Annotated in this window: 17 protein-coding genes; 10 read left to right on the top strand and 7 right to left on the bottom strand. The window is 67.5% G+C overall.

All coding sequences use genetic code 11. The features are described 5' to 3' along the window. Window positions 1-160 precede the first annotated feature (160 nt). Window positions 161-379, top strand: a complete 219-nt coding sequence (locus ACSDR0_RS47220) for a hypothetical protein (RefSeq protein ID WP_435295533.1) — start codon at window positions 161-163, stop codon at window positions 377-379. A 17-nt stretch (window positions 380-396) separates the two neighbouring features. Further along, entirely contained in the window at window positions 397-1,026 is a 630-nt protein-coding gene (locus tag ACSDR0_RS47215) for a 3'-5' exonuclease (RefSeq protein ID WP_435295532.1), read from the top strand. Between the two features lie 98 nt (window positions 1,027-1,124). Here the strand turns inward: ACSDR0_RS47215 and ACSDR0_RS47210 are convergent, their stop codons facing one another. Then, window positions 1,125-1,424, bottom strand: coding sequence for a nucleoside triphosphate pyrophosphohydrolase (locus ACSDR0_RS47210; protein ID WP_435295531.1), 300 nt, complete (start codon window positions 1,422-1,424; stop codon window positions 1,125-1,127). A 183-nt stretch (window positions 1,425-1,607) separates the two neighbouring features. Here ACSDR0_RS47210 and ACSDR0_RS47205 point away from each other — a divergent pair, with 183 nt between their 5' ends. Further along, a complete protein-coding gene (locus ACSDR0_RS47205) occupies window positions 1,608-2,570 on the top strand; it encodes an HNH endonuclease (RefSeq protein WP_435295530.1) in 963 nt (320 codons plus the stop codon). Between the two features lie 162 nt (window positions 2,571-2,732). Here the strand turns inward: ACSDR0_RS47205 and ACSDR0_RS47200 are convergent, their stop codons facing one another. After that, the gene (locus ACSDR0_RS47200) at window positions 2,733-2,969 is read right to left on the bottom strand and encodes a DUF397 domain-containing protein (RefSeq protein ID WP_435295529.1); all 237 of its coding nucleotides are present in this window, start codon (window positions 2,967-2,969) and stop codon (window positions 2,733-2,735) included. Continuing rightward, on the bottom strand, window positions 2,966-3,823 hold the full coding sequence (locus ACSDR0_RS47195; RefSeq protein WP_435295528.1) for a helix-turn-helix domain-containing protein: 858 nt from the start codon (window positions 3,821-3,823) through the stop codon (window positions 2,966-2,968). The genes ACSDR0_RS47200 and ACSDR0_RS47195 overlap by 4 nt, the downstream gene beginning before the upstream one ends. A 337-nt stretch (window positions 3,824-4,160) precedes the next feature. Here ACSDR0_RS47195 and ACSDR0_RS47190 point away from each other — a divergent pair, with 337 nt between their 5' ends. Beyond that, window positions 4,161-4,691: an ATP-binding protein gene (locus ACSDR0_RS47190; RefSeq protein ID WP_435295527.1), complete on the top strand. Its 531-nt coding sequence runs from the start codon at window positions 4,161-4,163 to the stop codon at window positions 4,689-4,691. A gap of 290 nt (window positions 4,692-4,981) precedes the next feature. Here ACSDR0_RS47190 and ACSDR0_RS47185 read toward each other — a convergent pair whose 3' ends face one another. Further along, window positions 4,982-5,713, bottom strand: coding sequence for an SDR family NAD(P)-dependent oxidoreductase (locus ACSDR0_RS47185; RefSeq protein WP_435295526.1), 732 nt, complete (start codon window positions 5,711-5,713; stop codon window positions 4,982-4,984). A 152-nt stretch (window positions 5,714-5,865) separates the two neighbouring features. On the opposite strand from ACSDR0_RS47185, the gene ACSDR0_RS47180 reads away from it, so the two are divergent. Then, the gene (locus ACSDR0_RS47180; protein WP_435295525.1) at window positions 5,866-6,324 is read left to right on the top strand and encodes a winged helix-turn-helix transcriptional regulator; all 459 of its coding nucleotides are present in this window, start codon (window positions 5,866-5,868) and stop codon (window positions 6,322-6,324) included. A 36-nt stretch (window positions 6,325-6,360) separates the two neighbouring features. Here the strand turns inward: ACSDR0_RS47180 and ACSDR0_RS47175 are convergent, their stop codons facing one another. Beyond that, window positions 6,361-7,500, bottom strand: coding sequence for an HNH endonuclease (locus tag ACSDR0_RS47175; protein ID WP_435295524.1), 1,140 nt, complete (start codon window positions 7,498-7,500; stop codon window positions 6,361-6,363). Between the two features lie 344 nt (window positions 7,501-7,844). Then, window positions 7,845-8,939, bottom strand: a complete 1,095-nt coding sequence (locus ACSDR0_RS47170) for a WD40 repeat domain-containing protein (protein WP_435295523.1) — start codon at window positions 8,937-8,939, stop codon at window positions 7,845-7,847. Window positions 8,940-9,320: 381 nt separating this feature from the next. Here ACSDR0_RS47170 and ACSDR0_RS47165 point away from each other — a divergent pair, with 381 nt between their 5' ends. Continuing rightward, entirely contained in the window at window positions 9,321-9,857 is a 537-nt protein-coding gene (locus tag ACSDR0_RS47165; protein ID WP_435295522.1) for a DUF4240 domain-containing protein, read from the top strand. A gap of 26 nt (window positions 9,858-9,883) precedes the next feature. On the opposite strand, the gene ACSDR0_RS47160 is transcribed toward ACSDR0_RS47165, so the two are convergent. After that, window positions 9,884-10,168, bottom strand: coding sequence for a putative quinol monooxygenase (locus tag ACSDR0_RS47160; RefSeq protein WP_435295521.1), 285 nt, complete (start codon window positions 10,166-10,168; stop codon window positions 9,884-9,886). 139 nt (window positions 10,169-10,307) lie between these two features. On the opposite strand from ACSDR0_RS47160, the gene ACSDR0_RS47155 reads away from it, so the two are divergent. The 4 genes from ACSDR0_RS47155 to ACSDR0_RS47140 all read left to right on the top strand — a co-directional run. After that, entirely contained in the window at window positions 10,308-10,481 is a 174-nt protein-coding gene (locus tag ACSDR0_RS47155) for a hypothetical protein (RefSeq protein ID WP_435295520.1), read from the top strand. Window positions 10,482-10,580: 99 nt separating this feature from the next. Then, the gene (locus tag ACSDR0_RS47150) at window positions 10,581-10,832 is read left to right on the top strand and encodes an AbrB/MazE/SpoVT family DNA-binding domain-containing protein (RefSeq protein ID WP_435295519.1); all 252 of its coding nucleotides are present in this window, start codon (window positions 10,581-10,583) and stop codon (window positions 10,830-10,832) included. Between the two features lie 3 nt (window positions 10,833-10,835). After that, window positions 10,836-11,246, top strand: a complete 411-nt coding sequence (locus ACSDR0_RS47145) for a type II toxin-antitoxin system VapC family toxin (protein WP_435295518.1) — start codon at window positions 10,836-10,838, stop codon at window positions 11,244-11,246. Then, the coding region (locus tag ACSDR0_RS47140; protein WP_435295517.1) for a serine hydrolase at window positions 11,243-11,641 on the top strand (399 nt) is incomplete at its 3' end. The genes ACSDR0_RS47145 and ACSDR0_RS47140, both read left to right, overlap by 4 nt.

Below are 11,641 nucleotides of genomic sequence, written 5' to 3'. Positions count from 1 at the left end.
CTGCGGCACCTGTTCAACCGTCTGATCGGCTGCCTCTATCACTGCCTCAAAACGCGCCGGACCTACGACGAGTCCATCGCGTTTCCACCTCCTCTCACCGTCGTCACTTGACACCACAACGTGCTCGGATGTCTGGGGACACGTTCGGGAGGAGGACGCCGTGGAGGACGGCCATGTTCTGACCAGCGCCCTGGGCGAGCAGCGTCGTTATGCCCTCCAGCACGAGCTGGGATACCAGGTGTGGGAGGTGGCTCACCCGCATGTTCACGCCGCCCACGGCCGCGCTCTGCAAGGCTATGAGTTGAGCCCCGAAGAGCGGGCGCAGCTCGACCAGGCGCGAGACCGGCTCGCCGCCGCAGCCCGCCATGAGGACGACTGACGCAGGAGAGCCGTGTCATGCACGACCAGCCATGGACCACCGCGCCTCTGGTCGCCTTCGACCTTGAGGGCACCGGCGGCCAGGACCATGAGTACGAGGCGATCCTGGAGGTCGGAGTCGTCCCACTGGTCGACGGGCGCCCAGACATGCGAGGCGCCTACGACTCGGTGGTGAATCCCGGACGACGCATCCAACGCCGTCCCTGGTCCTCACCCGGCCTGACCAACGACGTGCTCGGCCTGGCCCCGCCGCTGGGCGCCGTTGAACCGGAGCTGGCCGGCCGCCTGAACGGGGCGACCATCGTCGGCCACAACGTCAACGTGGACTGGCGGCTGCTGTCCCTGCGCTGCCCCGGCATCCACCCGGCCTTCCTGATCGACACGCTCAAACTCGCCCGCCTCGTTCATGGAAACACTCAGCGGCGGTCCCTGACCGCACTCCTCGCCCACTACGAGCTCGACGACGAGGTGACCAAACTGACCGGCGGACAACCTCACCGCGCCCCATGGGACGCGGCCGGCGCCGGGCTGCTCCTCGGCATGCTCATTCGTGAACTGCCCCGCGGGAACGCACTGACCGTTGCCGGGCTGCACAACGTGGCGGGTGTGCCCTTGGGCGAAGCCGAGCAGACATTGCCTCTGTTCTGACCAACTCCAGCTGGTGGCCCCGCTAGCTACCACAGGCTCTATCTTTCATCGCCTCACCTGTCGTCCCTGAGGCCAGAGAGACAGCCCGGTTGGCACTCTCAGCCAAGATAGAGCTGTTCGAGGAACGCGCCCCGCTCGGCGCGTTTGGCCTCCGCGACCTTCTCGATGTCCCACCACTCGTACCCGTGGACATGAGCGACGGCCCGCAGAACTTCGAGCACGTCGGCGATCTCCTCCGCCACCCCGTCCGCCGAAGCCTCGCGCAGCTCCGCCGCCTCCTCGAACAACTTCTCCAGCAGAGCCTCGCGATAGCCGGCGTCCCCGAGAACGGTCACCACCGGGTCCCCGCCACCCGCACGAATGATCTCCGGAATCCTGTCCCGCACGAGTTTCCCCACCTCGGACCACTCCTTCGCGCACGCACGGCTTCCCTCGGAAGTCCCAGAGACTACCGGCCTTCTCCGCCGTGCGCGCTTCCCTCCACGAGCGGTGAAAATAGCCTGTATTTCGGCAAATACACACCAAGGGGGCGGCGGATGGATCTCCCTCACTGGGAGCGGAGCCCACGGTCCTCGTGGCGTATGGCCGTACTGATAGGGGCGAACACCCGCACCTACAAGTTCGCCCTCGGCTCCGCGCTCCTGGACGCCGCCGCCGAGGGCCGGTCGGAGATCCTGCTCCGGGACCTGGCGGTGCCGTACGCGATGGAGTTGGTGCGGCATCTCGACCAGGCACCGCAGGCATCTCAGAAGAACGAACGGGGAGGAGCGGACTTCCTCTCGGTGGCCGAGCGAGAGTCCGCGGAGTCACTCAAGCTCGGGAGCCCCACCGAAGAACTGCTGGCGGCGGCCATCAAGTCCATGCCCGAGATGGTGATGCGGAAGTTCCACAACCTGCCCAGCGGAGGAGTTGAGGTACCGCACCGCTTCTACGAGGTGACCGGACGCTCCAAGGAGCGGGTCGTCCGGCTCAGCAAGGAGCTCCTCGACATCGCCCGGTCGGAGCAGGCCGCGAGCCTCCGGGGTGAACTGTCGGCCCGCTGGAGCATCGTGGAGACATCCTTCACCGCCGAAATCGGCAGAAGCCTGCTCCTCGATGGTGTCTACGTGGACATGACCACCCTGCAGATCACCGACAGGCAGCGTCGTCGATCGGTCGCCGGCGTCACGAACGCCGTCATCGGCTTCCAGCAGGGGCTCTGCATGATCTGCGCGGCCCCTCTCACGCCGGGCGACGACATCGCCGTCGACCACGTGTTCCCCTACTCGTTCAGGAGGCTTCTCCGCTCCAGAGACCGGGATCCTCTGGACCTGGACGCGGTCTGGAATCTGGCCCCCGCTCACGCGCCATGCAATGGCCGCAAGAGCAACCAACCACCCACACCGCAGGAAATGACCAGGCTGGCACAGCGGAACGAGGCCATCATGCGATCACCGGTCCCCCTCAGACGGACCTCGGAACTGACCCTGCTGCGCAACGGACACAAGAAAGTCCAGCCAGGCGAGTGGTTCGCGTTCATCCAGCACGTACGTACCCTCTTCTGACGCGCCTGGTCACGCTGGGACGGCGAACGCCTGACGGAGGGAAACTCCACGTGACCACGTCGCGGCGCGGGCCCGCTGCCACAGGAAGAAATCCGCAGCCCGCTCGGAGAAGTCCCCGGCGCGCGCGGGCGTGGTCACCGACGCCCCGGATGACCTCACAGCTCAGGGGCGTCGAAGTTCGCCGCGTTCGATGCCCGCGGTGAAGGCGTCGTACTCGGCGTCGGTGAACAGGTGCGGGGCCTTGCCCGGATTCTTGGAGTCGCGCAGGGCGACGATGCCCTGATCCAGGAAGGCGATCTGGACGCAGTTGGTGCCGCCGCTGCTGAGGCTGCTGGTGTGCCAGCGGGCGTCGTGGAGCTGGGTTTCGATCCAGTCGGGGTCGAGGGTGTCCTTGTTCATGAGGGGTCCTTGGCGATCGTGGTGAGAAGCGGTATCGACGCCTTCGGGGAGAGCGCGTCGGACTTCAGCAGGTCGCTGGTGGTGCGGTAGAGCGCGACGGTCTCGGGCTCGTTCAGGTGCAGGGAGGCGCGCAGGGACTCGATGCACACGAGGTCACGACCGGCGGGAAACGACATGAGCATGAATGGGCCGTCCATTCCCGCATGGGCTCCGGCGGAGAACGGCAGGACCTGGATCGTCACGGCGGGGTTGGTGCGGGCGAGATGTATCAGGTGTTCGATCTGGTCACGCATGCAGGCCCGCCCGCCGACCTCCTGGCGTAGTAGGCCCTCGGGAAGCACCGTCCAGATCTTCAGCGGAAGTCGGCGCTCCAGCATGGTGCGCTGATGCTCCAGCCGTAGTGCCACGAAGTGGTCGATGTCTTCCGGCGTCTTCCAGACTCTGCTGCCCTCGGTCACCGCGCGGGCGTACTCAGGGGTCTGGAGCAGTCCGTGGACGGCGAGGGGGTTGAAGACGAACAGGCCGCTGGCGTTCTCCACCTGGGAGAGGTAATCGCCGAGCGGGTCGTCGACCACGCCTTCGTAGCGTTGCCACCAGTCGGCTTCACCGGCCCGGCGTACGAGGTCGCGGAGTTCTTCCCTCAGGGCGGTGTCGGTGATGCCGAAGACCTCGAAGAAGTGCGGAAGCTGCTGGATCCTGAGCCCTTGCAGTCCGTTCTCGATCTTGCTGACCGTTGAGAGGGACTGGTAGCCGAGGTGGGCGGCCGCTTCCTCCTGGGTCCAGCCGAGGGCTTCGCGGACGCGTCTGAGTTCCGCACCCAGGCGTCGGCGTCGCGGCGTGGGCTCGATGGGCATGCCCACCTCCTTCCTCGTGGGGAGCGTAGCGCTCGGGACAGGGCAAGAAAATGCCATCCTCCCTAGAGGAAAGACTTTCTTCTAGGAATGACTTGCCTGAGAGGTGGCCTGCACTGCATCATCGAGGCGTGACAGCAACGAGTGTTCGGGCAGTCACAGAAAGACATGACCATCGGCCTGTCTGTACGCCTTCATGGAGACATCCCCTGTGCGCCGACGGTCCTGGAATCACCGTTGGCCTCAGGCTTTCCCACCAGGGTGAAACCCAGGCGAGCCCGCCGAGCATCTGCCGGCCTGATCGCGGGGCTACCCCCAGTCCCACCCGTTAGGAGCAACGATGCTCGTCGAGCACGTTCCGGACCCTGGCGAGTACGACAGACCCCACAAACGCTTCCGGATGATCGCCTGGTGCCTGCCTCCCGGCAGCGCGGCTCGTCGCGCCCGGGAACTGTTCCGCGACCAGCTGGCCAAACTGTCTCTGGACTCAGACGTGCTCGACGAGCTGGAGATCGTGGTCTCCGAGCTGGTCACCAACGCCACCCGCTACGCCCCCGGCCCCTACGAACTACGCCTCCTGTACGACCACGGCCTGCCCGTCCGCGCCGAGGTCGTCGACGCCGGAGCCGGAACCTCTCTCATCGAGCACTTGTTGAACCGCCCCCTGCCCGTCCCCGAGCGCATCGACGACCTCGAACTCGGCGGCCGGGGCCTGCGCATCGTCGCCGAACTCACCCACGGACGTTGCGGCACCCAGTGGACCCGCCTGTGCGGCACCGGCCGGCTCGGCACCGGTGTCTGGTTCGACCTGCCGGCCGGGCACGACTTTCCAACCTCCGGGCAGCCGGGATCGTCCCCCGATCCCGGCTGACCCCGGAGCCGGCCCACGCCGACGGCTCCCCCGTGCCGAGCGTGGGCCGCACAAAAGGCCGGCGTCCACGGACCCGATCCCACCCACGTCCGGGACGCCGGCCTCCCCATCCCGCCGCGAAGCGATGGCTCTCACGGTCACACCGGCAGACCAACCCCTCCGACTCGGCGCTGCGAGGAGGAACCTCGGCTCCGGTGAAGGAAACCGGCAGACCGCCCGGTGGTCCTCGTCCGCGCCGGAGACCACTTCGAACGTGGTCGGTTCGTCGATGGCGTCGGCGAGGATGCCGCTCAGCCGGCAGCGGTGATCGACGTGGCCGGTTCGCCGGGCCCTCCTCCGTACTGGGCGACGAAGGCGCGGAACACGTCCAGGTCGCCGATGACCTGTTCGGCTTGGTCTCGCCGCTGGTACATACGGTAGTAGCGGTCGCCGATGGCGTCGGGATCGGCTTCGCCGCCGCCGGAGACGACACCGGAGGCGATCGTTACCGTTCCCACGTAAATCCCCTCGGCCTTGAGTTCGGCGTGCAGGGTATGGGCCCAGTTCCGCAGGCCGGCCATGGCGAGACCCACGTTGGCCAGAAACGGGGCGGGAACCGTCGAGGAGACGCCGGTGGTCAGCAGCAGCGTGCCGTCACCTCGGGCGCGCATGTCCGGCAGCACCTGGCTCACGGCGCTCAGCGCGCCCAGCACGTTCAGCTCGAACTGCGCGGTGGCGGACTCGACCGTGGTCTGTGCGGCGTTGGTGATCGGACCGGTGGGGCTGGGGCTGTATTCGAGGACGTCGATCGGTCCCAGCGTGTCCCTCGCCGCGGTGAGGGCGGCGGTGAGCGCGTCACGATCGCGGATATCGGCGGGAAACGCGGCGGCGGTGACACCCAGCTCGGCCAGTTCACCGACCAGGATGTCCAGCTTCTCCCTGGTGCGGGCGATCAGCCCGATCTGGAAGCCGTGACGGCCGAACGCGCGAGCCACGCCCATCCCCAGTCCTGGGCCGGCACCGACGATGACAAGCGTCTTCACCACTACGAGTCCTTTCCCACCACGGCGGTCGGGCCGGTACTGCCTCACTCCGGCCCGATGACCGCTTACTGTTTGTTCGTAGCAGCATGATTTGTCACTACGACAGTGACAAGACGGCACATTCATGTCGGCAACGCACACGGAGGTAACCCTTGGCGACCCGCCGGACGATCTCCTCAGCCCCGCAGCACCTCGACTCCACACGACCCTCCGCGGCGAACACCGAGGACCGCGCACCGGACGAGCCGGACGAGGAGGCCTGCCGGCAGGTGCTCCAGATCCTCTCGCTGATCGGCGACAAGTGGAGCATCCTGATCATTGGACAACTCCGCGACCGCACCCTGCGCTTCGGCGAACTGCACCGCGCCGTGACCGGCATATCCCAGCGCATGCTCACCCTGACGCTGCGCCATCTCGAACGTGACGGCCTGCTGACCCGCACCGTCCACCCCAGCGTTCCCGTACGCGTGGACTACACGCTCACCGGACTCGGCGCGACACTGCTGGACTCCGTCGTCGCCCTCGGCGCATGGGCCACCGCTCACCGACATGAGATCAACGACAACCGGGGCCGCTACGACGCCACCCATCCCCCGAGAACACGGTCCTGACCCACTCCACGCGACCACGGGATCCGGGCGACTCCCCTAAGCGATGAACGTCCGGTGGTACTCCAGGTGATCCTGGCTGATCTCGTGGTTCTCGGTGACTCGGAGCCGGCCGAGCGAGGCGCCGGACGCCGTGTCCGTCGTCGTGAGGTCGGCCTGGATGGTGATCATCCCTCTGTCGAACAGGACGTGGTGGTTGGGGCAGAGACAGAGCAGGTTGCCAGGCTCGTCGGGGCCGTTGTGCGGCTTTCCGAGCGGGCGGATGTGGGCTCCCTCCGCGTAGAAGCCCCGGTGGAGAGTGAGACGGTCGCCGCAGATCTGGCAGTGGTGGCCATGGGCGCGCTTGACCTGCTCGGCGAGCAGGGAGTCGCGGATGACGCGCTCCACGATGGCCTCGCGACGGCTGGGCGGGGAGGACACCGTGTCCAGCCCGACCCTGGCGAGAAGCCTGTTGTGGTCAACGCCGTGGAAGTACGCGCTGAGCAGCCTCACGACGATCTGGGCCCGGACGTTCTCCTGGTCGGTGACGATCTCATACGCCCACGGCCGCAGGCCGCTGTCCGGCTGGTGCTCTTTCATCCACTGCTGCGCGGGCCGACCACTGGCGGCCGGCACGTTGGCGTGGCCGGGCAGATCCCAGAGGCCGTGGTGGTGAAGCCACAGCACGGGGAACTCCGGGTTGGGCCGGTCCTCTTCGAGACCGAACTCCTCGATGAGCCGCCCGAGCTCGCGGTGGGTGCTCTCCCACCGCCTGAGACGTGGCTTGCCCTGGGCCGCGCGGCCGATCGCCCAGAGCAGGGTCAACGGCTGGTGCCGTTTCTGCGCGCCGGTCGCGGGAGACACGGCGGGCTTGAGCGACTCGACCTTCCGCAGGAGGTCTTCGACGGAGAGCACTTCGGTAGCCTGCCCCGGTTTCGTCATCTCAAAGCCGAGATCGCCGAGCACCCGGGCGACGGTGGCGTTCCCACCGGAGAACTCGTCAGGACGCAGGGGTCTGCCGCCGACTCCTCGGTGGGCGACCCCGGCGATCGCCTTGGAGTCGTACCGCCTGCCACCGTGGACGAGGAAGTAGTCGATGGCGGGGCGATAGCCGTACAGCTTGAGAAAGGCGTCACGGCCCAGCTGGTCGAACTCGGCGATGGCGGCGAGCACCATCTCACGGCGAAGCCCGGAAAGCACCACTCCTCGAGCCTATATGTGGATATCACGTGAACCGCTGGAATTCCGGAAGGGCTCGTACGGAAGGTCCTCGGTACCCCAGGTCGCCCACCAATCCGTGATCGACGCCCCCTGAGCCAGAGTGACATGCTGGCCGGCACACCCTCGGTCGGGTTCGGCTCCGGCGCACAGGGCCGCGGCTGGAGTGCCGTCAGCCAGGGGCGGGCCTCGATCACGGCGCGCGTCACCGCCGGCGGATGGCGGTGGTCGTTGTCCCGACCGCCTGCGACCGGCCCGCCGAGCCACCGGTGCGCGGCACCCGGCGGCTCCGTGGGCCGCGATCGTCACCCCTCGGTGATGTGACCTCAGTCCTTCGACCTCGGCCACAACCGCACCGTGTGGTCGTCCTCGTCGCCGCCGGTGGCGAGGGTTTTGCCGTCCGGGCTGAAGGCCACCGAGTAGACACTGCCGGTGTGGCCGGTGAGGGTGGCGATGCTTTCGCGGCCGGCCACGTCCCACAACCGCACCGTGTCGTCGAGACTGCCGGTGGCGAGGGTTTTGCCGTCGGGGCTGAAGGCCACCTCTGTGACACCGCTGGTGTGGCCGGCGAACGTGGTGAGGGTGGTGGCGGTTTCGCGGTCGGTCACGTCCCACAACTCCGCTATGTTGTCGTCACTGCCGACGGCGAGGATTTTGCCGTCCGGGCTGAACTCCACTGAGCGGACATTGCCGACGTAGCCGGTGAGGGTGGCGAGGGTGGCGACGTTTTCGCGGTCGGTCACGTCCCACAGCCGCACCGTTTCGCCATTGCCGGTGGCGAGGGTTCTGCCGTCCGGGCTGAAGTTCATCGAGAGGGCCCAGTCGATGTTCTCGGTGAGGATGGTGATGGTCTCGCGGCCGGCCACATCCCACAACCGCACCGCCCTGTTGCCGCCGGTGGCGAGGGTCTTGCCGTCCGGGCTGAAGGCCAGCGAGTAGATGAAGCCGGTGTCGCTGGTGAGGGTGGCGATGGTCTTGCGGCCGGCCACGTCCCACAATCGCACCACGTCGTTATTGCAGGCGGCGAGGGTCTTGCCGTCCGGGCTGAAAGCCAGCGAGTAGACGATGCCGGTGTGGCCGGTGAGGGTGGCGACGGTTTCGCGGCCGGCCACGTCCCACAACCGCACCGCGTCGTCGCCACCGCCGGCGGCGAGGATCTCGCCGTCCGGGCTGAAGGCCATCGAGTAGATGGAGCTGGTGTGACCGGCGAGAACGACGGACTCGGGCACTGAACCGTGGGCGGAGCTGGGGAGGACGGTGGAGTCGGGGAGGACCGCGGACTCGGGCACCGAATCGGAGCCGGAGCCGGAGAGGATGGCGATCGCGGTCGGCACGCCGACCGCGGCCAAGGCCCCGAGCCCGCCCAGGAACAACGTGCGGCGGGACACGGATCGGCGTTGCCGCGGAGGGATCTCAGTCACACGCCTGGTTGTAGAAGATCACGCTTGTGACCGGCTTGGAGGTGGATGTCATCACTGCTGGTCCGTGGCCGGTGATGTACCGGCCTCAGCCGGGCCTCGTGCGCGGCGCCGGCCGCGTCGGGAAGGGGAGAAGCCCTGCCTGGCCGGCGTACCTGGCAGTGGCCTCGCGGCGCGGCCGCTCTCGTCCGGCACGTGCGGCAGGCGCGGCAGTGGTCAGCCCACCGCCTTCGGGATACCTCACGCTTCCGGCATGACCGCTCTGGGCCGATCGTCACGCCTCGGCATGTGACTTCAGCCCTTCAATCTCACGTAATTGTCGGTGGCCCCTGGTTTTGTGAGCGGTACAGATCGCAGGATTGATCACGAGAGGTGGCGACGAGCATGAAGGACCGGCGGCTCCCGGCGGGAGACGAGGAAGGCTTCTGGGGCTTGGTGGAGGCTGCCTGGACACCACTGGGGGTGGACGTCAATCAGGCACGACAGGCGCTGACACATCGGACGCCTGGCCCCGACGAGGACCTTCACGGCAAGCCGCCGCTTGCCGTGGTCGAAGCCGCTCTGAAGGGGTTCCTGAGTAATCTCGGCTCCATCAGCGAGGGGTTGTCCGCGGACGAACTGACGGATCTTGATCGGGTGGTTGAGAGCAGGCTCTACGACATCGACCGCTCGGACATCCAAGCGGTCACCGGCGGTTCCGATGACGGTTTCCTCTACGCACGTGGCTTCATCGTCGCGCTGGGCCGCGACTTCTACGCCGCGGTGGCCGAAGATCCCAAAAAGGCGGTGCCGGATGCCGAGTGTGAGGAGATGTGTTACTTCTTCGCCCACCTGCACCACAAGCGCTACGGAACCTTCCCGAAAACCGGATCGGGAATCTCACGCGAGTCGTGTTCGAACCCGGGCGGCTGGCTCGGCTGACCCGGCTTCTGCCGTCGCCGACCTGATCAGGCGGGGCCGACTCCGGAAATCCGGTAACGGGACACCTCGGCGTCGCGAATCATCGCCGTCTGGTCGTCGCTCGGCCCGGAGGTTCGGAAGGCGTCGAGACTTTCCTCGGACTCCCAGCGTTCGTAGACGTTGATCCGATCGGCTTCGAGGAGGTCGGGGCCGATCGCGAAGTCGAGGCAACCGGACGAGGCACGCGCCTGCTCGACCACGCTGACGCAGCCCCGCAGATAGGACTCACGAGCACCGGGATCGACACGGATCCAGCCAGAAACGATGATCATGCGGTCACTGTACGATCCGCCGCCGACAGAATCACCGCCGCACGAGATCAGGCGATCGGCCTGGCATACGGCGTCCTCGTCCAGCTCGCCATCGACCCCGGGCCCATTCGCACCGAGGTGGAGGCTGCACCATGACCACGTGACCGTGCTCGCACACGCCGCCCTGGCCGACGACATCGCCACCGCCCCCGAATCCCCGCCATCATCCCGGACGCCTTCAACGACATGCTTCGCCGAGAACGGCCGTATCGGCATGGACGGCCGCCATTACCGGGAGCATCCATGGGGCGGCTCCACGCTCCAGCTCCCTTGACCCGCTGACGTCGGCGACAGGACGGTAACTTTCTGAAATCGTTCACACACGCCGTGCGACATCGTTTAACCTTTACTCGTGATGGTTAAAGTAAAGGTTATGGAGCACGGCAAAAAAACGCGTGCCAGGCGTACGGGGCCGGCGCGCATCTCCAGCAAGAACCAGGTGACCCTGCCTGCGGCGGTGCTGCGCAAGCTCGGTCTTCACCCGGGAGACCTGGTCGACATCGCCGAAGAAGGCGGCCAGATCACCATCCGGCGGCACCGCAGCCGTCTCGATGATGTGATCGGCACCATCCCGGGCTTCACCGAGGCCGTGGACGTCGAGGCGAGCCGCGAGAGCTGGGGGTGACGGGTGCCGACCGTGATGCTCGACACCAACGTCATCGTCGGCCTGCTCGATCCCGACGACGCGCTGCACGGCCGCGCCCGTGACGCCGTTCACCGCTGGGAGGACAAGGCGGCCTCGTTCGCCATCTCCGTGATCACCTGGGGCGAGCTGCGGGTGGGTGCGGTCCGCAAGGGTGTCGCGGCCGAGAGGATGCTCGGGGCGTTCCGGGCCGCCGTCATCGATCGGATCGTCGGGGTGAACGAGGCGACGGCTGAGAGCGCGGCCCTGCTCAGGGCCGCGGACCTGACGATTCGGGTACCGGACGCTCTCATCATCGCGACCGCCCGCGAGGTGAAGGCCGACGCGCTGCTCACCGCAGACCGGAAATTCCCGGGCATCGCCCCGGACCTCATCGAGCTGCTACGGCCGAGTTGATCTGGCTAGACCCCGCCGAGCAGTCCGCCGAGATGCCCTCGACCAACGGCATCTGCACGGCCCGCGCGCTGGCCCGCTTCTACGCCGCGCTCATCGGCGAGGTCGACGGCCATCGCATCCTCGCACCCGGCACCCTGGCCGCGGCGACCGCAGAACAGACCAGTGGCATCGACCGCGTCCTGCGGGTGCCCGTACGGATCGGTACCGGTTTCGGCCTGCCGACACCCGACGCGTTCTGGTACAGCCCGACCGCCTTCGGGCTCCCCGGCTACGGCGGATCGCTCGGCTTCGCCGACCCGGCGACCGGCCTCGCCTTCGGCTACCAGGATGCGGGCCAGTGCTCCGGCCTTCAGGCCGGGGGTGAGGGCCCGCGCGGGAAGGCTCCCTGGGGCCTG

Origin of the sequence: Streptosporangium sp. G11, from assembly GCF_051192615.1 — a bacterium.
GTDB lineage: Bacteria > Actinomycetota > Actinomycetes > Streptosporangiales > Streptosporangiaceae > Streptosporangium.
Note: the sequence above shows the minus strand (reverse complement) of the source record. Positions and strands in the feature narration are given on the sequence as shown.